The sequence below is a fragment of the Novosphingobium sediminicola genome (genome assembly GCF_014196525.1).
GTDB classification, from domain to species: domain Bacteria; phylum Pseudomonadota; class Alphaproteobacteria; order Sphingomonadales; family Sphingomonadaceae; genus Novosphingobium; species Novosphingobium sediminicola.
This window is the reverse complement of the sequence record NZ_JACIDX010000002.1, coordinates 341,424-363,488: the sequence shown is the minus strand read 5'-3', so window position 1 is coordinate 363,488 and position 22,065 is coordinate 341,424. Positions and strand designations below refer to the sequence as shown.

At 63.3% G+C, this 22,065-nt stretch carries 21 protein-coding genes; 11 read left to right on the top strand and 10 right to left on the bottom strand.

Annotation, left to right across the window (positions count from 1 at the left end):
• Positions 1–7: 7 nt before the first annotated feature.
• The 5 genes from GGR38_RS04080 to GGR38_RS04060 are packed head-to-tail and all read right to left on the bottom strand — an operon-like array spanning position 8 to position 3,983.
• Complete coding sequence (locus GGR38_RS04080; RefSeq protein ID WP_183622907.1) at positions 8–844, bottom strand: urea amidolyase associated protein UAAP1; 837 nt, start codon at positions 842–844, stop codon at positions 8–10.
• Positions 841–1,323, bottom strand: a complete 483-nt coding sequence (locus tag GGR38_RS04075; RefSeq protein WP_246404212.1) for a CopG family ribbon-helix-helix protein — start codon at positions 1,321–1,323, stop codon at positions 841–843. The genes GGR38_RS04080 and GGR38_RS04075 overlap by 4 nt, the downstream gene beginning before the upstream one ends.
• Positions 1,320–2,081: an ABC transporter ATP-binding protein gene (locus GGR38_RS04070; protein ID WP_183622905.1), complete on the bottom strand. Its 762-nt coding sequence runs from the start codon at positions 2,079–2,081 to the stop codon at positions 1,320–1,322. Before GGR38_RS04070 ends, GGR38_RS04075 begins: the two co-directional genes overlap by 4 nt.
• Positions 2,078–2,893 carry an ABC transporter permease gene (locus GGR38_RS04065; protein WP_183622902.1) on the bottom strand — a complete coding sequence of 272 codons (816 nt, stop codon included), beginning with the start codon at positions 2,891–2,893 and terminating at the stop codon, positions 2,078–2,080. The genes GGR38_RS04070 and GGR38_RS04065 overlap by 4 nt, the downstream gene beginning before the upstream one ends.
• Positions 2,894–2,897: 4 nt before the next feature.
• A complete protein-coding gene (locus GGR38_RS04060; protein ID WP_183622900.1) occupies positions 2,898–3,983 on the bottom strand; it encodes a putative urea ABC transporter substrate-binding protein in 1,086 nt (361 codons plus the stop codon).
• 560 nt (positions 3,984–4,543) lie between these two features.
• On the opposite strand from GGR38_RS04060, the gene GGR38_RS04055 reads away from it, so the two are divergent.
• The 11 genes from GGR38_RS04055 (at position 4,544) to GGR38_RS04005 (ending at position 18,378) form a co-directional block, all read left to right on the top strand.
• Complete coding sequence (locus GGR38_RS04055; RefSeq protein WP_343058976.1) at positions 4,544–6,952, top strand: TonB-dependent receptor; 2,409 nt, start codon at positions 4,544–4,546, stop codon at positions 6,950–6,952.
• A 66-nt stretch (positions 6,953–7,018) separates the two neighbouring features.
• Complete coding sequence (locus tag GGR38_RS04050) at positions 7,019–7,888, top strand: sterol desaturase family protein (protein ID WP_183622898.1); 870 nt, start codon at positions 7,019–7,021, stop codon at positions 7,886–7,888.
• Positions 7,885–8,754, top strand: coding sequence for an MBL fold metallo-hydrolase (locus GGR38_RS04045; protein WP_183622896.1), 870 nt, complete (start codon positions 7,885–7,887; stop codon positions 8,752–8,754). Before GGR38_RS04050 ends, GGR38_RS04045 begins: the two co-directional genes overlap by 4 nt.
• Positions 8,755–8,856: 102 nt before the next feature.
• Positions 8,857–10,002 (top strand): acyl-CoA dehydrogenase family protein, encoded by a 1,146-nt coding sequence (locus GGR38_RS04040; protein WP_183623035.1) that lies wholly within the window; start codon positions 8,857–8,859, stop codon positions 10,000–10,002.
• The gene (locus GGR38_RS04035) at positions 9,999–11,591 is read left to right on the top strand and encodes a carboxyl transferase domain-containing protein (protein WP_183622894.1); all 1,593 of its coding nucleotides are present in this window, start codon (positions 9,999–10,001) and stop codon (positions 11,589–11,591) included. Before GGR38_RS04040 ends, GGR38_RS04035 begins: the two co-directional genes overlap by 4 nt.
• Before the next feature lie 4 nt (positions 11,592–11,595).
• Positions 11,596–13,449, top strand: a complete 1,854-nt coding sequence (locus GGR38_RS04030) for an acetyl/propionyl/methylcrotonyl-CoA carboxylase subunit alpha (protein ID WP_183622892.1) — start codon at positions 11,596–11,598, stop codon at positions 13,447–13,449.
• Positions 13,446–13,898, top strand: a complete 453-nt coding sequence (locus tag GGR38_RS04025; RefSeq protein WP_183622890.1) for a MaoC family dehydratase — start codon at positions 13,446–13,448, stop codon at positions 13,896–13,898. Before GGR38_RS04030 ends, GGR38_RS04025 begins: the two co-directional genes overlap by 4 nt.
• Positions 13,895–14,743: an HpcH/HpaI aldolase/citrate lyase family protein gene (locus GGR38_RS04020; protein ID WP_183623033.1), complete on the top strand. Its 849-nt coding sequence runs from the start codon at positions 13,895–13,897 to the stop codon at positions 14,741–14,743. The genes GGR38_RS04025 and GGR38_RS04020 overlap by 4 nt, the downstream gene beginning before the upstream one ends.
• Before the next feature lie 199 nt (positions 14,744–14,942).
• Positions 14,943–16,172 (top strand): thiamine pyrophosphate-dependent enzyme, encoded by a 1,230-nt coding sequence (locus GGR38_RS04015; RefSeq protein ID WP_183622888.1) that lies wholly within the window; start codon positions 14,943–14,945, stop codon positions 16,170–16,172.
• Between the two features lie 13 nt (positions 16,173–16,185).
• On the top strand, positions 16,186–17,190 hold the full coding sequence (locus GGR38_RS04010) for an alpha-ketoacid dehydrogenase subunit beta (RefSeq protein WP_221227001.1): 1,005 nt from the start codon (positions 16,186–16,188) through the stop codon (positions 17,188–17,190).
• A gap of 3 nt (positions 17,191–17,193) precedes the next feature.
• Positions 17,194–18,378 (top strand): dihydrolipoamide acetyltransferase family protein, encoded by a 1,185-nt coding sequence (locus tag GGR38_RS04005; RefSeq protein ID WP_183622884.1) that lies wholly within the window; start codon positions 17,194–17,196, stop codon positions 18,376–18,378.
• A 3-nt stretch (positions 18,379–18,381) separates the two neighbouring features.
• On the opposite strand, the gene GGR38_RS04000 is transcribed toward GGR38_RS04005, so the two are convergent.
• The 5 genes from GGR38_RS04000 to GGR38_RS03980 are packed head-to-tail and all read right to left on the bottom strand — an operon-like array spanning position 18,382 to position 22,035.
• Entirely contained in the window at positions 18,382–18,666 is a 285-nt protein-coding gene (locus GGR38_RS04000) for a GNAT family N-acetyltransferase (RefSeq protein WP_183622882.1), read from the bottom strand.
• Between the two features lie 12 nt (positions 18,667–18,678).
• The gene (locus GGR38_RS03995) at positions 18,679–19,350 is read right to left on the bottom strand and encodes a YoaK family protein (protein ID WP_183622880.1); all 672 of its coding nucleotides are present in this window, start codon (positions 19,348–19,350) and stop codon (positions 18,679–18,681) included.
• Positions 19,351–19,361: 11 nt separating this feature from the next.
• Positions 19,362–20,720: an alginate export family protein gene (locus tag GGR38_RS03990; RefSeq protein WP_183622878.1), complete on the bottom strand. Its 1,359-nt coding sequence runs from the start codon at positions 20,718–20,720 to the stop codon at positions 19,362–19,364.
• Positions 20,713–21,156, bottom strand: a complete 444-nt coding sequence (locus GGR38_RS03985; RefSeq protein ID WP_183622876.1) for a DoxX family protein — start codon at positions 21,154–21,156, stop codon at positions 20,713–20,715. Before GGR38_RS03985 ends, GGR38_RS03990 begins: the two co-directional genes overlap by 8 nt.
• A 3-nt stretch (positions 21,157–21,159) precedes the next feature.
• Positions 21,160–22,035 (bottom strand): glyoxalase, encoded by an 876-nt coding sequence (locus GGR38_RS03980; RefSeq protein WP_183622874.1) that lies wholly within the window; start codon positions 22,033–22,035, stop codon positions 21,160–21,162.
• Between the last annotated feature and the right edge of the window lie 30 nt (positions 22,036–22,065).

Genomic DNA, 22,065 nt, shown 5'->3' with positions numbered 1-22,065 from the left:
TCCTCGATCAGCGGCGGACGTAATCTTCGACATTTTCAAAGGCGCGCAGGCCTTCGGGCGTCGCATTGCGGATGGGGTCATCGGACTGGGTGATCGGCCCGCGCCATGCGCTGGCGCGCAGGGGCGTGACCGTGTAATCGGGGCGCGGGTCGAGGACGTGGGGGCAATTGGCGATGACCACGATCACCTCCATCTCTGCGCGCAGCACTACGCTGCGGCCCGGCGCAAAGGGGCCGGTGATCGGCGTGATCGTGCCGTCCTCCTCGATATGCGTGCCCTTGAACAGGTTGACGCAGGGGTGGACATCGCGGCGGCCCAGCCCATGCTTGGCCGCGCCCAGCAGGAAACGGTCGCGGCCGTTGGGGTGTGGGCCGCTGTTGGTGCCGTCGCCATATTTGGCGGCATTGGAGGCCGCGTTGGAGGTTCCGGCAAAGCAGTCATGCGTGCCCGCCTCATCACCCTCGATGCTCATCAGCACCCGGCCCATGTCGGAGAGCAGCAGCTTGCCCGCGCCAAGATAGGCGTTCCATTGCACCTTGACCGTATCGGCCACGTTCAAACGCTCGCTGGGCATTTGCGCGTTGAAGATCATCAGGCTGGCGCAGGCGTCGCCCTGCGTGTCGATCAGGCGCAGGCGGGCGCCGCGCGGCAGATGGCGCGTGGCATAGCCGCCCGGCGCGATGGTTTCTTCCCAGAGGTGATCCTGCGGCGCTACGCCTGTGGGCAGGTCATCGGCATGGGGAGGCAGGATCGGCATGGCTTCGACCACGGTGCCCGCCATGGCGCGGGCATGGTCGCGTGCGGCCATCGGATTGGCCAGTGTATTTGCGAGTATATTTGTCATGCTGCCGCTCCCTTGCGTTGGGTTTGGTCGGATGCTGCGCCATCGGCATGAAGCGGGGGCAGCAGGGCGGTGGTGGTGACCAGTTCGAGCTGATGCACGCCGCGCACCCGGCGCAGCGCATCGCACAGATCCTTGAGGCGCACGGCAGGGCCTTGCACCAGCAGGACTTCGAGCGACTGGTCCTGTTCGAGAAAGACGTGTTGTGAGGAGATGACTTCGGTCAGGTAATCGGCCTGAGTCTGGGCCAGTTGGTGGCGCACCCGGCCCCGGTCACCGCGATAGACCAGCGTGATGGTGCCGGCCAGCATCTCGTCCGGGCGGGTCAGGCTCTCATGCTTGGCCAAAGCATGGCGGATCAGTTCGGCGATCAGTTGCGAGCGCGAGGGCAATTCGCGCTCCTCGACCATCATGTCGAGCTTGCGCGACAGTTCGGCGGGCAGGCTCATGCTGAGCCGGGCCAAGGTGGAGGGAGGGTTCATGCTGCCGTCTCCTCGCGGGGGCTTGCTTCTTCCTCGCGGGGGCGCAGCGGCAGGTCATAAACCGCCGTGGCGCCAAAGCGGTGGGGGGCGTGGGGATCGTGGCGGCGTTTATCCAGCGCCAGAACGCGCGTGCCGAGCGAAAAAGCCTCACGGATGTCATGCGTAACCATGATGATGGTGAGGCCAAATTCGCGCCACAATTGCGTGATGAGGCCGTGCATATCCGCGCGAATGCCGGGGTCGAGCGCGCCAAAGGGTTCGTCCAGCAACAGGATGCGCGGGCGTTTGATCAGCGCCTGCGCAATGGCCAGACGCTGCTGCATCCCGCCCGACATTTGCGCGGGGTAAATATGCAGATTGTCGCCAAGGCCCACGGCTTCCAGCATGGCGGTCGCCTCTGCGCGCGCTTTGGCGCGGGCCGCGCCGAACAGGCGGGCCGTCAGCGGCGAGCCTGCGCATTCCAGCCCGAACATCGTGTTTTGCAGGACGGTCAGATGCGGAAAGACCGAATAGCGCTGAAACACTACGCCGCGATCCGGCCCGCATTCAGGCGCCAGCGGGGCGCCATCCAGCATAATCGTGCCGCGCGTCGGGCTTTCCTGCCCTAGGATCACGCGCAAGAGGCTGCTCTTGCCCGCGCCCGAGGGGCCGATGATCGAGACGAAAGAGCCTTCGGCAATATCCAGATCGACCTTTTCCAGAACGATCTTGTCGCCATATTCGACCCACAGGTCGCGCAAGGAGAGGAGCGTGCTCAATGGTTTGCTCCTTGTGCCCAGGGAAAGCAGCGGCGCGAGCCCAATGCCAGCGCGACATCCATCGCAATGGCCAGCAGCGCGATCCACGCCACATAGGGGATGATCACATCCATGGAGAGATAGCGCCGCACGAGGAAGATGCGGTAGCCAAGGCCGACATCCGAGGCGATGGCTTCGGAGGAGATGAGGAACACCCAAGCCGGCCCCAGCGCCAGACGCACCGCCTGAAACAGGCGCGGCATGGCTTGGGGCAGGGCGACGCGGATCAGGATCTGCCAGCTTCCCGCGCCCAAGGTCTGGGCCTTGATGATCTGCTCGCGCGGGAGGGCGGCAACATGCCCGGCAATATCGCGCAGCATGACCGGCGCGACGCCGATGGCGATCAGCGCCACCTTGGCCGTTTCGCCAAGCCCCAGCGCAATGAACAGGACCGGCAGCAGGGCAATCGGCGGGATCACCGCAATCGCCGTGACCAAAGGCCCCAGCACCGCGCGAACCGGCGGCAAAGCCCCCAGCAGTAGCCCCAACACCAGCGCCACCAGCGTGGCAATTCCCAGCCCGAGGCCCAGCCGTTGCAGGCTGGCCAGTGTGTCGGCCAGAAACAGGAACTGGCCCGAGAGCATGTCGCGTTCAAAGATCAGCGCGGACATCGCCTGCGCCATCCCTGAGGGCAGCGGCAGGATCTTGTCCGAAGGGTTGGCCGCATGGCGCTCGGCGGCGGCGAAAATATAGAGCAACATCAGCAGCAGGATGGGAAGAGCGCCCCATAACAGCCTGTCACTGCGCGAAATCTGGCGGTTTACCCAGCGCATGGCGTTACAATTTTCCGTCGGCGGCCATGGCCATATAGCTGGGGTCAAAGCGCAGCGTGACATGGGCCGGATCGCCCAGCACCTTGCCGCCGGGGAAGGACATGCCTACCGCATCGGCACTGGCCGCGCCCTTGAACAATCCCTTGGAGAAGCTGAAATCGCGCACGCGGGTCATGGTGGTGACCAGTGCGGGATCCGTGGTGGCGGCAACGGCGGCCTTGGGCTGATCGTAGAGATAGGTGGTGGTGAGCTGGTTGTCGAAGACCTCGGGCGTCGATCCGGCCAGCTTGGCCATAGCTGCGCGCGCTGCCTTGCCTTGCGCATCCTGACGCTTCATCAGCGCAACCGTCTCATACCAGATCCCGGTCAGCGCCTTGCCAAGGTTGGGGTTGGCCTTGAGCGTGGCCGTATCCACCACCAGCAGGTCAAGAATTTCGCCTGGAATATCGGCCGAGGTGAAGACCGCCTTCACGCCGGGCTGAGCCTTCATCACGGCCAATTGGGGGTTCCATGTGACGGCGGCATTGGCCTGAGGGCTGCCAAAGGTGGCCACGATGTCGGCGTCGGATGTGTTGATGGTTTTGACATCGCTCATCGCCATGCCGTGTTCGCCCAGCGCGCGGGCCAGCAGATAATGCGAGACGGATAGTTCGACCAGATAGACCGAACGGCCCTTGATCGCGGCAATATTGTCCGCGCCTTTCAGAAGAACGCCATCATTGCCGTTGGAGTAATCGCCCACGATGATCGCGCTGGTATCCTTGCCGCCTGCAGCCGGAATGGTCAGCGCGTCCATATTGGCCACGGTCACGCCGTCGAATTTGCCCGCCGTGTACTGGTTGACCGATTCGACATAATCATTGACCTGCGTGATATTGATCTTGATGCCGTATTTGTCGGCCCATTTCTTCACGATCCCGGCCTGCTGGGCATAGGGCCATGGCATCCATCCGGCATAGATCGACCAGCCGATGTTGAATTCTTTGCGCGCCTCGGGCGCCTTGGTCGAGGGCGAGCAGGAGGAGAGCAGCATGGTTCCCGCCATCAGGGCGCCTGCCATGGCGGCTGCTTTTCCGATCTTCCTCAACATGGCTCGCTTCCCCTTTGCATTGCAGCAATTCCGCAGTCGAGAGGGAGGCTAGCGCATTATTACCAAACCACATGTTCGTAATAATGCGCAGAGGGCGCAGGCCGAAATGGGGTTAAACCCTGCGGGTCCAAATGCGGCGAGGATGGGGCCGAAATGGGGAGAAATGCCCGGTTTGAGGCGAGTCGGACGCGGCAATGGGCAGGATAACAGGTGTTGCGATTCGGCCATAGTGGCGCGGCGCAGCATCGGAAAAACGGGAAGCGACGCCGGGGTTTGAAAGACGGCGAAAGGTTGGGAAATCGCGGTTTTCTGCAGCGCAGCAAGAAGCGATTTCATACTGAAAGACCGCAGAAATATTACGCTTGACGGCTTAAGTAATATCCATAGCGTTATGAGAATGTCGGCAATGATGCTGCAGCGCGGCGATTGCGTTGCCGATAGCCAGATGTGCATCGAAGAATTGAGGGAAGGCCACAAAGTGGTCGCACGATCGCCGCCTTGTCGGGTGGCGAGGGAGAAATGCGTCCGATTGATTGGCATTTGACACAACAGGAGGCAAAGTGACCAGGAAATCGACCCGCAAAACATTGCTCTGCGCCACCATTCTGATGGGCACGGCGACCTCTGCCTTTGCCGCCGATGCCGATGCGCCGGCCAATGGCGGCGACATTGTGGTGACCGCCACGCGCCGCCAGACCACCTTGCAGGACGCGCCGATCAACATCAGCGCGCTGGGCTCTGACCAATTGGCCAAGGCGCGGATCGACGATGTGAAGGCGCTGGCCGCGTTCACACCGGGCATCACGGTCAATGACACCGGCCCCAAATCGACCGGCAACATCGTGATGCGCGGCATTTCCTCGTCCGATTCCAGCGCCACGGGATCGAATTACGAAACGGCCGTGGGCGTCTATCTGGGCGAAGTGCCGCTCTATCTCGATTTCAAACTGATCGACATTTCCCGCGTCGAAGTGCTTCAGGGGCCGCAGGGCACGCTGTATGGCCTTGGCACGCTGGCGGGCGCGGTGCGTTATATGCCCAATCGCCCCACGACCGACAAATTCACGGTGGATCTCCACGCGCGCGGCTTTGCCCAGTCGCACAGCTCCGATTTCGGCGCGAATGCTGATGCCACGGTCAATATACCCATTCTGGCCGACCATATCGCGCTGCGCTCGACGGTGGGTTATTACGATAATCCGGGCTTTATCAATTACAACCACCTGCTGAAAAACCCCGGCGTGTCCGATCCGCAGCCCGTGCGCGGCACCACGGCGGCGCAGGGCGGCTTTGGCAATTCCACCGATTACGTGAACAATTTCACCTTCCGCAAAGGGGTGAACTATGAGCACACTTTCACCACCCGCAACCAGTTGCTGCTGGAAGCCAGCCCGGCGGCCAAGCTATATCTGACCTATGCGCATCAGATCACCAAGACGCTGGGCCGTCAGGCCACGGGCGCGGGGGTTCTGGGCACGGACAAGTATGAAGGCCCGTGGCGCTATCTGGAGCCAACCACGCGCAAGGCGGACCTGTTCGCCGCCGAATTCAACTTCAACCTCGGCTTTGCGCAGGTGGTGGCGACGGGCGCCTATACCAACCAGAACCTGAAAACCCATGCCGACAACACCGATCTGCTGCTCGACCTGAATTACGGCTATGAGGCGTTTCCTTCCTTCTCCTCGTATAATGACACCAACGAGGACTATCGTCAGTTCAACGGCGAATTGCGGCTGGTTTCATCCCATGGCGGGCCGATCAGCTGGGTGATTGGCGGGTTTTACAACAACTTGCGCAATTACCGAAACTATCAGGAGCATACGCCTGGTTTCGCCAATTTCGCCGGGGTCTATCGCCCGGATGATCTGGAATATATCTCCTTCGTCAACACGCGGACCAAGGAAAAGGCAGTCTATGGCGAGGCGACTTATCACCTGACTGAAGGCTGGCAGGTGACGGGCGGGCTGCGCTATTTCAAATATGACGCCTTTGCCACCGGCGGCACCGATACGCCGCTGTTCGGCGGGGGCCTGACCCGCACGCCCTATCCGCTGATCCAGTTCGACCCCAGCCGCATCCGTTCGGGCAACACCAGCGCCGATGGCGTGGTGTGGAAGGCCAACACATCCTATAAGTTCAGCAAGGACCTGCTGGTCTATGCCACCTACAGCACCGGCTATCGCACGGGCAATGTGAACCGGGTGGCGCCCTGCACCTTCTCGCCGGGCAATGTGCCGCCGGGCCAGAACGTCTGCGCCTATCCCAACGAATTGCTCTATAAGCCCGACAAGACCAACAATGCCGAAATCGGCATCCGCGCCTCGATGCTGGATCGGCGCCTGCAATTCACGCTGTCGGCCTATCATATCGACTGGAAGAATATTCAGGTCGATACCCAGACGGTCAACGGCGCGGTGGGCGTGACGGTCAATGCCAAGGATGCGGTTTCGCAGGGCTTTGATCTTTCCGGCCAATTCCGCATCACCCCGCGTCTGGTGTTCAACGGCACCTATTCCTATACCGACGCCCATCTGACGCAGGACGCCGACAATGTGGTGGTCAGCCAGGGCGTGGCCTACCCGGTCTTTGCGGGCGACCGCCTGCCCGGATCGACCAAGCATTCGGGCAGCGCGCAGCTTACCTATACCTATCCGCTGGGCGAGGGGCGCAGCATCGAGGCCAATTGGGCCGCCGTGTTCAAGGGCAATGTCTATTCCCGCATCGGCCTGCGCGGCAATGGCGAGGTGATCCCCAGCTATGTCACCCATCGCGCCGCCGTCACCTATCATGCGCCCGCCTTTGATGTGGCGCTGTTTGCCGACAATATCTTCGACAAATATGCGATCACCTCGATCAGCAATGATGTCAGCTCGTACAACCAGACCCGCACCGGGGTTGTGGAGCGCTATTACGCGCAAGGCGTGCTGACCCCGCGCAAGGTGGGCGTGGACCTGCGCTTCCATTACTGAATTTGCCTTGCCGGGCCATCGTCTTGGCCCGGCATCTCTGGACCATTGGATCAGGGTTTGCCTGTCATGAAACAGCATCTCGTCAATCTTCTGCCGCCCGCCACGCTGGTTGCCATTGTCTGCTTCTGGATGTTTGGTCCGGCCGCGTGGCTGGCCAATGAATATACGCTGGTCTGGGTGACTTCGATCACCACCGCTTTCGTGCTGGGGCTGGAATTCCTGTTCGAGCGGCACGAGGGCTGGCGGATGGACTGGCGCGAATTTGCCACCGATCTGTTCTATGTCATCCTGGGGGCAACGGTCATCACATGGGTGACCAATGTGGCGGCCGAAGAACCGCTGATGGCGGCCAAGAAGGCGCTGGGCATCGCCACACCTTGGGCCGGGCGTCTGCCCTTTCTGGTGCAGGTCGTCTCGGTTATGGCCATCATCGAATTCGGCCAGTACTGGATGCACCGGCTGATGCATAATTCGACGCCTTTCTGGCTTACCCATGCGCCGCATCATCATATTACCCAATTGAACGCGATGAAGGGATCGGTCGGCAATCCCATCGAACTGTTCCTCATCAGCCTGAGCGTGCTGGCCTTTTTCGACTTCTCGCCGACGGCCAAATTCTGCGCGATTTCGGTCAATGCGGCGATCGCCATCTATGCCCATGCCAATGTGGCGGCCAATCCGCCCTTCTTCTATTCCTTCTTTTTCACCACGATCCGCAATCACAGCCTGCATCATTCGGTGCCCTATGAGGATACGCGCTGCAATTACGGCAATTCGCTGATCATCTTTGACCGCATTTTCGGCACATTCCGTGAGGGCGAGGCATCGGTGGTCGGGCAGGATGAGCGCAAGCGCCTGTCTATCATCGAGCAGGCGGTGTTTCCCTTCGTTCCGCTGGTCGATGCCTATAAGGCGCGGCGCGGGGAAAAGGCATGATAGCGCTGGCCGCACTGATCGCGGCGCAGGCGTTGAATCCGCCGCTGTTCAAGGAACGCTGGATCGATGGCACGCAGAGCGCCGAACCGGTGGCGCAGGTGCAGGCGCTTGATGGCGACACCTATGTCATCCGGCAATCGGTCAAAACCAATTTCGAGGCGCCCTTTCTCTATCTAATTTTTGGCCATGATCGCGCCCTGCTGGTCGATACCGGCGCGCAGGGGGGCGTGATCCGCCCGGTGGTGGACCGTGTGATACAGGGCTGGCTGGCCGCGCATCACCGCCGGGCAATTCCCCTTGTGGTGGCTCATAGCCACAGCCACGGCGACCATATTGCCGGTGACGCCCCCTTTCGTGAACGCCCCGATACGGTGGTGGTTGGCACGGCGCCCTCTGATGTCGCCGCCGTCTTCGGGATTGCGCATTGGCCCGACGGCATCGGCCGCCTCGATCTGGGCGGGCGCGTCATCAGCGTGATCCCCACGCCTGGCCATCAAAAGGCGGCGGCCATGTATTATGATCCGCGCCTTGCCATCCTGCTCTCGGGGGATTCGCTTTATCCGGGGCGGCTCTATGTGCCGGTCAATTTCATGGATGAGGCGCGGGCCAGTGTGGACCGGGTGGTGAAATTTGCCGCCACCCATCGGGTTCGCGCCTTGCTGGGCGCGCATATCGAAATGACGCGCACGCCGGGCCGCGATTATGGCCATGAGGCCCCGACTCACCCCGATGAACATGTGCTGGAAATGCCGGTGTCGCAATTGCGCGAGCTGCAGGCCGGTTTCCGGGCCAAGCTGGATGTGCCGGACACGCGGGCGGTGCATGACCATTTCATCATCGTGCCGGTTCCATCAAGAGATCAATGATTCCCGCAATAATCCATCGCTTTTGCCCCTGAAATAGAAATCGCAAACAACCGGATCGGTGATAGACTCCGCGTAAAGATATAAACGCAGGAGAGGCCCGTGATGGCCGATTTCGATTTCGCGCTGGGCGAGAATGCTCAGATGATCCGGGATACGACGGCGCGTTTTGCCGCCGCCCGCATCGCCCCGCTGGCGACGCGGATTGATGCACAGGACTGGTTCCCGCGTGAGGAATTATGGCCCGCGATGGGCGATTTGGGCCTGCATGGCATCACGGTGGCGCCGGAATGGGGCGGACTGGGGCTGGGCTATCTCGAACATGTGCTGGCCTGCGAAGAGGTCAGCCGCGCCTCGGCCTCGATAGGGCTGAGCTATGGCGCGCATTCGAACCTGTGCGTCAACCAGATCGCGCGCTGGGGCAATGAGGATCAGAAGGCGCGCTATCTGCCCCGCCTGATCTCGGGCGAGCATGTCGGCGCTCTGGCCATGTCTGAGGCCGGGGCGGGGTCGGATGTCGTCTCGATGAAGCTGCGCGCGCGGGAGAGCGAGCGGGGCTATGTGCTGGACGGCACGAAATTCTGGATCACCAACGCCGCCTATGCCGACACTTTGGTGGTTTATGCCAAGACGGGAGAGGCGATCACGGCCTTTCTGATCGAAAAGACCATGCCGGGTTTTTCCATCGGGCAAAAGATCGACAAGATGGGGATGCGCGGATCGCCCACCGCTGAACTGGTGTTTGACGGTTGCGAGGTGCCGCGCGAGAATGTGCTGGGGCCGCTGCATGGCGGGGTCAAGGTGCTGATGAGCGGGCTGGATTATGAGCGCGCGGTGCTGGCGGGCATTCAGCTTGGCATCATGCAGGCCTGTCTCGATGTGGTCCTGCCCTATGTGCGCACACGCCAGCAATTTGGCCAGCCTATCGGCGCGTTTCAACTGATGCAGGCCAAGGTGGCGGATATGTATGTCGCGCTCAATTCCGCGCGGGCCTATGTCTATGCGGTGGCGCGGGCCTGTGATGCGGGACGCACCACGCGCCATGACGCAGCGGGCGCGATCCTGCTGGCCAGCGAGAATGCGGTGCGCGTGGCTTTGGATGCGGTGCAGGCGTTGGGCGGGGCGGGCTATACCAAAGACTGGCCGGTCGAGAGGTTTCTGCGCGATGCCAAATTGCTCGATATTGGCGCGGGGACCAATGAGATCCGGCGGATGCTGATTGGGCGCGAATTGATCGGAGTTGGCCGATGATTCTGGAAAGCGGGATCGCCGCTGACAGTGAAGCCTTCCGCGCCAATGAGGCACATAATCGCGCGCTTGCGGAGAAATTGCGCGCCGATGTCGCGGCGGCGGCCTTGGGCGGGGGCGAGGCGGCGCGGCAACGCCATGTCGGTCGCGGCAAATTGCTCCCGCGCGAAAGGATCGACCGGCTGCTCGATCCGGGCAGCCCGTTTCTGGAAATCGGGCAACTGGCCGCCCATGGCCTGTATGGCGGCGATGTGGCGGGGGCGGGGATTGTGGCCGGGATCGGGCGTGTGGCTGGGCGTCATGTGATGATCGCGGCCAATGACGCCACGGTCAAGGGCGGCACCTATTTCCCGATGACGGTGAAAAAACACCTGCGCGCGCAGGAGATTGCGGCCGAAAACCATCTGCCCTGCATCTATCTGGTCGACAGCGGCGGAGCCAATCTGCCGCATCAGGCCGAGGTCTTTCCCGACCGCGATCATTTCGGCCGCATCTTTTACAATCAGGCCCAGATGTCGGCACGCGGCATCCCGCAGATCGCTTGTGTGATGGGCAGTTGTACCGCTGGCGGGGCCTATGTTCCGGCCATGTCGGATGAAAGCGTGATCGTGCGCGGGGGCGGCACGATCTTCCTTGCCGGGCCGCCGCTGGTGCAGGCCGCGACGGGCGAGATCATCAGCGCCGAGGAACTGGGCGGGGGCGATCTGCATGGGCGCAAATCGGGCGTGGTCGATCATGTGGCCGAAAATGACGACCATGCGATCACCATCCTGCGCGATATTGTCGGCACGCTGGCCCCGCCAAGCGCCGCGCCGGTCAATCGCCAGCCCCCATGCCCGCCGCGTTACGATCCGGCCGAACTTTATGGCATTATCCCGCAGGATGTCCGCGCGCCCTATGATGTGCGTGAGGTGATCGCTCGTATCGTCGATGACAGCGCGTTGCATGAATTCAAGGCGCTTTACGGCACGACGCTGGTCTGCGGCTTTGCCCATATTCATGGCATGCCGGTGGCGATTTTGGCCAATAATGGCGTCTTGTTCAGCGAGAGCGCGGTCAAGGGCGCGCATTTTATCGAACTGGCATGCCAGCGGCGCATCCCTTTGCTGTTCCTGCAAAATATCAGCGGCTTTATGGTGGGCGGCAAATATGAGGCCGAGGGCATCGCCCGCCACGGCGCCAAACTCGTCACCGCCGTGGCCACGGCCAGCGTGCCGAAGATCACCGTGCTGATCGGCGGCAGTTTCGGGGCGGGCAATTACGGCATGTGCGGGCGCGCCTATGGGCCGCGCTTCCTCTTCACATGGCCCAATGCGCGCATTTCGGTGATGGGCGGCGAACAGGCCGCCAGCGTGCTGGCCACGGTCCACCGCGATGCTGGCCAATGGACGGCGGCGGAGGCCGAAGCTTTCAAGGCCCCGATCCGCGCCAAATATGAGGAAGAGGGCAGCCCATGGTATGCCAGCGCGCGGTTGTGGGATGATGGCATGATTGACCCGGCCCAGACGCGCGATGTGCTGGGCCTTGCTCTGGCCGCCGCGCTCAATGCCCCCATGCCCGAAGGCCCGTCCTTCGGCCTGTTTCGGATGTGATGGCATGATCGCCTCGCTCCTTGTCGCCAATCGCGGCGAAATCGCCTGCCGGGTGATGCGCAGCGCGCGGCGGATGGGCATCCGCACCGTGGCGGTCCATTCCGATGCGGATGCGGGCGCGCTGCATGTCGCCACGGCCGACCGGGCGGTGGCGATTGGTCCGGCCCTGGCGCGTGACAGCTACCTGCGCGGGGATCGGATCATTGCCGCCGCGCTGGAAACCGGGGCGGAGGCGATCCATCCCGGCTATGGCTTCCTGTCGGAAAATGCCGAATTTGCGCAGGCAGTCATGGATGCCGGTCTGATCTGGGTCGGGCCTGATCCGGCCAGCATCACCGCCATGGGGTTGAAAGACGCCGCCAAGGCGCGGATGGCTGCGGCTGGGGTACCGGTCACGCCGGGCTATCTGGGCGCAGATCAGGATGACGGCCATCTGGCCGGGCAGGCCGCGATGATCGGCTATCCGGTGCTGATCAAGGCGGTGGCGGGCGGCGGCGGCAAAGGGATGCGACTGGTGGCGGATCCTGTCGAATTTGCCGATGCGCTGGCCTCGTGCAGGCGCGAGGCGATGGCCTCTTTTGGCAATGACCGCGTGCTGATCGAGAAATTTATCACGTGCCCGCGCCATATCGAGGTGCAGGTGTTTGGCGACCGCCTTGGCAACATCGTTCACCTGTTCGAGCGCGACTGCTCGCTGCAACGCCGCCATCAGAAAGTGATCGAGGAAGCCCCCGCTCCCGGCATGGATGAGGTTACGCGGGCGATCGTGTGCCGCGCGGCGGTGGATGCGGCGCGCGCGGTCGATTATGTCGGCGCTGGCACGGTCGAATTCATTGCTGACGCCCGCGAGGGCCTGCGAGCTGACCGCATCTGGTTCATGGAAATGAACACGCGGCTTCAGGTCGAACATCCCGTCACCGAGGCGATTACGGGCGTCGATCTGGTCGAATGGCAATTGCGCGTGGCTTCGGGCGAACCACTGCCTTTGCGGCAGGAGGATCTGTCGATACACGGCTGGGCGATGGAGGCGCGGCTCTATGCCGAGGACCCGGCGCGGGGGTTCCTGCCATCGATCGGGCGGCTCGATGCTTTCTCTATCGGCGATGAGGTGCGCGTCGATACGGGCGTGGCGCAAGGGGGCCAGATCAGGCCCTATTACGATCCGATGATTGCCAAGCTGATCGCCCATGGCGCCACGCGGGACGAGGCGCGGCGCAAACTGGCCGGGGCGCTGGATCGTGCGGTGGTCTGGCCCTTGCGGACCAATGCGGGCTTCTTGGTCAAAGCCCTGAACCATCCTGACTTTGCCGGAGGACATATGGATACTGGCCTGATTGCGCGGGCGGGCGATGCCTTGATGCCCGATCCTCTGCCCGATGCGGCGGCCTTGGGGCGCGCGGCGGCGGAACTGGGCGGGGCCGGGGCGTTGGCGGGGTTTCGCCTGAATGGCGCGCGGCAGGGGCGGGCGCTGGTGATGGTTGAGGGGCAGGCGGTCGAGGTCGATGTGGCCCCGCGCGAAGGGGAGATCTTCCGCCCTGCGCTCGCGCGCGTCCTGCTGAGCGAGCATGGGCAGAGCTGGGAGGTGAAGCCTTATCGCACCACCGTCGCGGCGGCGGCGGCGGCGGCGGGTGATGGGGCGATTCTGGCGCCTATGCCAGGCACGATCATCGCCGTCCATGTCGCGCCGGGGCAAAGCGTGATCAAGGGGCAGAAGCTGGTGACGCTGGAGGCGATGAAGATGGAGCATGGCCTTATCGCGCCCTTTGACGGGGTGGTCGAGGAGATGCCCTTTACGCAAGGAGCGCAGGTGCGGGAGGGGATGTTGCTGGCGCGCATCATTGCGGGAGAGACGCCATGAGCGGGCGCTATTTCGAGGAATGGGAGGTGGGTGACCGCATCGACCACCCGATCCGCCGCACGGTGACCGAAACCGACAATCTGCTGTTTTCGGCCATGACGCATAATCCCCAGCCGTTGCACATCGACGCCGAGGCCGCGCGGGCCAGCGAATTCGGCCAGATTCTCGTCAACGGCACTTTCACCTTTGCGCTGATGATCGGCCTGTCGGTGGGGGAGACCACGCTGGGCACGCTGGTGGCCAATCTGGGTTATGATCGGGTGGTGATGCCCAAACCGGTCTTTCTGGGCGACACGTTGCGCGCCGCCAGCGAGGTGGTGGAATGGCGCGAGAGCCGTTCGCGGCCCAATGCCGGACTGGTGACATTCCGGCATGAATTGTGGAACCAGCGCGACGAGATGGTCTGCCAATGTCTGCGCACCGCTTTGCTGACGCGCAGGCCGGTATGAGGCTGCGCTCGCTGCTGTTTGTGCCGGGGGACCGGCCCGAACGTTTCGTCAAGGCGGCGCAGAGCGGGGCCGATGCGATCATCCTTGATCTGGAGGACGCAGTTGCGCCCGCTGCCAAACCCAAGGCGCGCGAGGCGGTGGCGGATTATCTGAGCGCTCCGGCCGATGTTGCCCGTTTTGTGCGGATCAACGCCATCGACGGCCCGTATCTGGAGGCTGATCTGGTCGCCGCCCGTGGCGCGGATGGGATTGTTCTGCCCAAGGCGGTCGGGGCGGCGACCGTCCGCTCGTTGGCCTTATTGGCCCCGATGATGAAAATCCTGCCCATTGCCACTGAAACCCCGCAGGCCATCTTTGGTCTTGGCACCTATGGCGAGGTGGCCGAGCATCTGTACGGCCTGACATGGGGGGCGGAGGACCTGCCCGCCGCTATCGGCGCGATGGGCAGCAGGCGCGCGGATGGCTCCTATACCGCCCCCTTTGAGATGGTCCGCTCGATGGCGCTGTTCGGCGCTCATGCCGCAGGGGTGGCCGCCATTGAGACGGTCTATCCCGCGATCCGGGATCTGGACGGGCTGGCGGCCTATGCGGCGCGGGGGGCCTTTGATGGGTTTACCGGGATGATGGCGCTGCATCCCGATCAGGTGCCGATCATCAACGCCGCCTTTACCCCCAGCGCGCAGCAGGTCGAGCAGGCGCGCGCGATTATCGCCGCCTTTGCCGATGCGCCCGGCGCGGGGGTGCTGATTCTTGACGGCAAAATGATCGACGCTCCACATCTGGCGCGGGCGCGTAATATTATTGCGCGGACGGGTGGGGCTGCTTTGCCCGACGGGCGCGATTGAGGCCCGTTTTGCCTGTTTCGGACACCCCGTTGACAGGCGTTTTGAATAGGCATCTGATCCTTATCCAAGCCCGGAAAAAGGAGGAATTTGCAACGATCCCGCCGTCGTTACAGAACCGGCGAAGCATTTCCTGAAAGAAGCTGAAATGCCCGAAAGGCCGGAGAAGCCGCGCCACGGGATAAAAGGCCAAGGAGAGGATATGAACAACCAACCCCGGCTCACCCTGCATATTCCCGAGCCCCCGGCCCGCCCCGGCGATCATCCCGATTTTGGCGGAATGAAGCTGCCCAAGGCGGGCGAGACCATGCGGCCCGATGTCGATGCCGCCGAACCGACCATGCGCGATATGCCCTTTGGCCTGATCCGCGTGCTGGATGATGGCCATCATGCAGTCGGCCCGTGGGACCCGCATCTGGAGGCCGATGTGCTGCATCAGGGCCTTCGCGCGATGATGCTGACCCGCGCCTTTGACGACCGGCTGTTTCGCGCCCATCGGCAGGGCAAGACCAGCTTTTACATGAAATCCACCGGAGAAGAGGCGATCGCCGTGGCGCAGTCGCTGATGCTGGACGCGCGCGACATGTGCTTTCCCACCTATCGCGTGCTGGGCTGGCTTATGGCGCGCCACTATCCGCTGCTCGATCTGGTCAATCAGATCTTTTCCAATGCGGGCGACCCCTTGCGCGGGCGGCAATTGCCGATCCTCTATTCGGCCCGCGCCTATGGCTTTTATTCGATCTCGGGCAATCTGGGCAGCCGGTTCGGCCATGCGGTGGGCTGGGCGATGGCTTCGGCGTATAAGGGCGATGACCGGATTGCGCTGGCCTATGTGGGCGAAGGCACCACCGCCGAGGGCGGCTTTCACGAAGCGCTGACCTTTGCCAGCGTTTATCGCGCGCCGGTGATCCTGTGCGTGACCAACAACCAATGGGCGATCTCGAGCTTTTCCGGCATTGCCGGGGCCAATGAAACCACCTTTGCGGCCAAGGCGCTGGCCTATGGCATTCCGGGCCTGCGGGTGGACGGCAATGATTTCCTGGCCGTCTGGGCGGCGACGCAATGGGCGGCGGAAAGGGCAAGGCTCAACCTTGGCGCGACCCTGATCGAACTGTTCACCTATCGCGCATCCGGCCATTCCACCGCCGATGATCCGGCCAAATATCGCCCCGCCGACGAGGCGCTGCAATGGCCGCTGGGCGATCCGATAGAGCGGTTGAAAGAGCATCTGATCGCGCGGGGCGAGTGGGACGAGGAGCGTCATGCCGCCCTGCAATCCGCGCTGGAGGATGAGGTGCGCGCCGCCGTCCGCGCGGGCGAGGCCATCGGCACGCTGGGCAAATCCAAGCCGGAGCTGGGCTCGATGTTCGAGGATGTGTTCAAGGAGCCGGACTGGCGCGTGATCGAACAGCGCCGCGAAATGGGGGTTTGACGCCATGCCGGTGATGAACATGGTTCAGGCGCTCAACAATGCGCTGGATGAAAAACTGGGGGCGGATCCCGATGTGCTGATCTTTGGCGAGGATGTCGGCTATTTCGGCGGGGTGTTCCGCGTGACCGACGGGCTTCAGGCCAAACATGGGCTGACGCGCTGTTTCGACACGCCGATTGCCGAAGGGGGCATAATCGCCACGGCCATCGGTATGGGGGCCTATGGATTGCGCCCGGTGGTCGAAATCCAGTTTGCCGACTATATTCTGCCCGCCTTTGACCAGTTGGTCAGCGAGGCGGCGCGGCTGCGCTATCGCTCGAATGGCGAGTTCTGGGCGCCGCTGACGGTGCGCACGCCTTATGGCGGCGGCATTTTCGGCGGCCAGACGCATAGCCAGAGCCCGGAGGCGATCTTTACCCATGTGGTGGGGTTGAAAACGGTGGTGCCCTCCAATCCCTATGACGCTAAGGGACTGCTGATCGCGGCGATTGAGGACGATGATCCGGTCATCATGCTTGAGCCCAAGCGGATCTATAACGGCCCCTTTGACGGGCATCACGACAGGCCGCTCAAGACATGGGCCGGGCATCCCAAGGCCGAGGTTCCCACAGGCCTTTACCGCGTGCCTTTGGGCAAGGCGGCGGTGGTTCGCGAGGGGCGGGCTGTCACCGTGCTGGCCTATGGCACGATGGTCCATGTCGCGCTGGCGGGCATTGATGAGGCGGGCGTGGATGCCGAACTGCTTGATCTGCGCTCGCTGGTGCCGCTCGATATTGAGGCCATCACTGCCTCGGTGCGCAAGACGGGGCGCTGCGTGATCCTGCATGAGGCTTCGCGCTTTGGCGGCTTTGGCGGCGAATTGTCGGCTTTGGTTCAGGAGCGTTGTTTCGACCATCTCAAGGCCCCAATCGAACGGGTGGCCGGTTGGGATACGCCCTATCCGCATGCTTTTGAATGGGACTATTTCCCCGGCCCCGCGCGCCTAGTGACCGCGCTGCGCCGTGTGATGGAGTATTGAGCGATGGGCCTTTATCAGTTCCGCCTGCCCGATATTGGCGAAGGTATCGCCGAGGCCGAAATCGCGGTCTGGTATGTCAAACCGGGCGACCACGTTGGCGAGGATCAGTGCCTTGTCGATGTGATGACTGACAAGGCGACGGTGGATATGACCTCGCCGGTTGAGGGCAAGGTGATGGCCGTCCATGGTGCGGTGGGCGAGATGATGCCCGTGGGCGCGGTTCTGGTCGAGATCGAGGTGGAGGCCGAAGCAGCGGCAGAAGCAGCGGTGGAGGAGGCAGGGCTGGCGGCCAAACCTCTGGTTGAACCTTTGGTCGAGCTTGCGCCCGAGGCCGAGGCGCCTTTGGCAGCTCCGGCCACCCGCCACCGCGCGCGGGAGTTGGGCATTGCGCTGGAATCCGTGGCGGGCACGGGTCCGGGCGGGCGCATCACGCCAGAGGATTTGGAGGCCCATATCGCCCGCGTTTACAAGCCCGAAGAACCGCGCAGCGCCCCGCGCGAGGGCATCACCGACATTCCCATCACCGGCCTGCGCCGCAAGATCGCCGAAAGGATGGAGCAGGCCCATCAGCGCATTCCCCAGATCACCTATGTCGAGGAATGTGACCTGACCGAACTGGAGGCGCTGCGCGGCGAACTGAATCAGGAGGGAGGGCAAAGGCTGACCCTGCTGCCTTTCTTCATTCGCGCGCTGGTCCGCGCCTTGCCCCACTTTCCCCATATAAACGCGCATTATGATGATGAACAGAGCGTGCTGCGCCAATATGGGGCGGTCCATGTCGGGGTGGCGGTTCAGACTCCGGCTGGCCTGATGGTTCCGGTCATCCGCCATGCCGAGACTCTAAGCATGAGAGCCTGCGCAACGGAACTGGCGCGGTTGAGCACGGCGGCGCGCGACGGCACGATCCGGCGCGAGGAATTGAGCGGATCGACGATCACGATCACCTCGCTAGGGCCGCTGGGGGGCATCGCCACCACGCCGATCATCAACCACCCCGAAGTGGCGATCATCGGCCCCAACAAGATTGTCGAGCGCCCGGCTGTTCAGGGGCCTTTCGTGGCGATGCGCAAGATGATGAACCTGTCGAGTTCCTTCGATCACCGCATCGTCGATGGCCATGACGCGGCGCGGTTTGTTCAGCGCATCCGGCGCCTGCTCGAACATCCCGCGCTGCTGTTCATGGATTGAGCCTCAGCCCGCCACCACATCGGCATAGTCGGGGTGGCGGGCATACCATGCCGCCATATAGGGACAGCGCAGCACCAGCGAGAAACCCTGCGCGCGGGCCATGGCGAACAGGCCCTTGGCCAGCGCGGAGGCGAGGCCCTGTCCGGCAAATTCGTCGGGGACCTCGGTGTGGAGCAGGACATAGTGCCCCTCCTCGTCGCGGCGATAGACGCAGATGGCCATCGCATCGCCCTCGATCGGCAATTCAAAGCGGTTTTGTGCGGGATTGTGGCGAACCTCGGCGGGCATGGCGTCGGCCTTTCAGGAATTATGGACAAGGGCGGCGGCGGGGTGGGCCACGCAGATCATCGTACCCAGCACCACCATGCCTGCGGCCAGCGCGAGAGGCAAGGCAAGGCCCCAGAGCGTGACCATCAGCGCGCCGGCGGCGGCCCCGGCAAAGATGCTGGCCACAGCGGAAATGCGGCGGGGCAGGTTGGGGCTGGCCCCGCCTGCCAGCGCGGAATCCGCCGCGATTCCCGTCAGCGTGAGCGTAAGAACGGTGGTGGTCAGATCGGGCACTTTGAGCATACGGATGGTGGCATTGCGAAAACCCATTGCCAGCGCGGTCAGCGCGATGATCGCGTCGATCCATGGCGCAGAGGCCAGCGCGCAGACCGCCGCCAGTCCCAGCAGGGCGCCCTCCACCCCGGCCGCGCTCAGCAGCCATTGGCGCAAGGGGCGCTGGCCCAGACGCTGGCCGATGCGCCCGGCCACCAGCGCGCCGATCAGAAAGGCCAGCAGCGCCACCAGATAGGGCTTGATGGCGAAACCGGGCGTGCCGACGGCGGCAAAGCCCAGAAAGACGATGTTGCCGGTCATATTGGCGGTAAACACCTTGCCCAGCCCCAGTACCGATACGGCATCGACAAGGCCCGTCGTGGCCGAGAGCAGCAGGAGCAGGCCCGGTAGCGGAGAAGAGGATTTTGTCATGGCGGGGGTCCTTAGAAGCGGAAATTGGCCTGAAGGCCGAGCATGGTGGTGGTGCGGCTCGATCCGGTTTCGCGCAGGAAAGCGCCGGGCGCAAATACCGAGAAGGAGGAGGACAATTCCAGTTCGGCGGTGGCCTGCCATGCCACCGTGGCCTCGCCGCCGCCGCCGACGAAGCGGGAATGGCCAAGGCCGGGGGCGCGGATCAGATTGCCCGGAATGTCATAGATCCCATCGCCGCGTGAATAGCGCCAGAAGGCCATGGCGGCCAGACTGGCCGAAACCTTGCGCGAGAGTTGGGCGCTGAGGCGTGGGTTGAGGTTGACGATGTTGGCGGGGCCTACGGGCGAGAGTTCGCCGAAATATTTGCCCTTGGGAAACAGGGCGTTGAAGGTGCCAAGATGGCTGTCTCCCGCTTTGCCGTCGCCGCTGATGATGTTGACGCGCATGGTTGCATCCATCGCATGGGGCAGGGTAAGGCCGACCTCGCTGCCCAAGGTCCATGCGCCGATGGATTGGCCCGCGAATTGGCCGAATTGGGCAATACCCTCGACATTCCAATGCAACCGGCCGTGCGCGCCATGGCTGCGCAAACCGATGGAATGGCGTAGTTCATGGCCCGTGATCCCGCCGAAACGGGCGTTGCGGTTGCGATAGGCCAGATAATAGACATCCCAGCCCGGCAGCACCGCATAGGCGCCCCACAGGGCCTTGGTAGAGGAGGTGTGGTCATCGAAATCGCGCAGGCCAGCCTGCACCGGATGCAGCGCCAGCAGGCTGACCGAGGCCGCGCCCACGTGCACCATCGCCCGCGCCCCGTCAAAGGCCAGCGGCGTGTTGGGGCCATAGCGCGTGCCGATCAGGCGTTCCGTGCCCAGCGAGACCATCTGTCGCCCGCCGCGCAGGGTGATGGGGCCAAGATCGGCTTCGGCAAAGGCCTGAAGCAGGTCGAGGCGGCTTTGGTCCGTGGGGCCGGACGCCGGTTCAACCCCGGCGGCGAATGTGGCCATCGGTTGCACAAAGGCGCGGAGGCGGCCAACATGCAGATCGGCATAAGGCAGGGCGCGTGCCCAGAGATAGGTCTGGTCGGGCGCGCCGCCCCATTGGTTGCCCGATAGGCTTTCGCTGCGCAGGCGCAATTCCGCGCCCGTGGACAGCCATACATCGTCGGCCACCGGGATATATTTGAACGGGCCGGTCCAATGATGGGCGCGCTTTTCGGCATCGGCCAGATCGGACCAGTCCTCGTCATAGCGGGTGATCGAAAGGGTGGGAGCCTGCCAAGCCTCACGCGCCGATTGGGCCGAGGCGGGGCTGGCACCCCATAAGGCAGTCGGCAGCGCGAAGAAGGCAAGGCCCCATGACTTACGCATGACGCGTCCCATCCCTGCGCTGGGCCCGTTCCGAAACCAGCGCGACCAGCACGAAGCCGCCGATCAGGCCGATATGTTCAAAAAAGGCATTGGTGGCCATGAAGCGGTCCTGACCCACGGGCATGGCCCAGAACGCATTGGCCACACAGGCCGCCAGCAGCGTGAACACGCCCAGCATCCCCGCCCCCAGCCAGACCAGACGGCCCGACAGCACCAGCAAAGGTCCGATCAGTTCGACCGCAATCGTGATCGCGGCCCAGAGCGAGGGTGGGGTCAGCCCGAAATGCGCCTGTTCGGCGGCTGCGGCGGGCAGGTTGGTCAGCTTGACCACCCCGCCCAGCAGATAAGGCCCGACCAGCGCGAGACGGGCGATGGTCCATGTCATCGGCCATTCGAGAATGGCGTCGATCATGGCGGGGTCGTGGCGGGTGTCCATGGTTTATGCACCCTGATGCACTTCGGCGATATAGCCGCCGGGGAAACGGACAATCGCGCTCTGGCGCGCGCCCACGGTAAAGGGCGCGATCAGCACTTCGGCGCCATTGGCCTTGGCCTTGTCCAGCGTGGCGGACAGATCCGTGACCTGATAGCCGGTCATGTCGCGGCCATAGGGCCAGGGCAACTGGCCGTCCGAGACAAAGACCACCATCTTGCCATAGTTGCTGGTCAGCGAAACGCGGCGGATGGTCTTTGTCGGCTGGCCCAGTTCGGTGCCGGGGGCTTTGCGGTCGTCGGCCGTGATGCGGGCATGAGCATAGCCGCTCCAGCTTTTCAGGAAAGCGCCCGCTGCGTCCGCGGTCAGATAGATGCGGTTTTCCGGCACGGTGGCGAGCGGCGCGTAATGCGGTGTGGCCGTGTGCCAATAGAGCTGCATATTCACCCCGCCCGGCCATTGGATGACCACATCGCGCCCGATGGGATCGGGGAAATCATTGAGACGGCGGATCGCGCCATGACGCCGTGCGGCCACCACGGCCTTATCCATATCGGTGACGAGATAGCCGGTGCGTTCATCGCCAAAGGGATAGGGGATGGGCGTTTTAAAGCCGAACACCGAGACAGTGCCCGCAGGCGTCAGCACCAGTTGCGATTTGGTGAGTGAAGGCGTGGGTGTGACCTGAAACGCGCCTTGCTTGCTGGTGGTGCCGCCGAAAGTGGCGGAAAAACTAGCCACGAAGCGGTCGAAATCGCCTTCGGGAACATAGACATGGGTGGTGTCATATTGCGGGGCGACGCCAACGTCCGGGGTGGCGACAGGCTTTGCGATGGCGGGGGTGGCCAGAACGAGGGCGATGGTAAAAGCGAGAGATTTCATGGCGGGGACTCCAGTGAAAAAGGGAAAAGG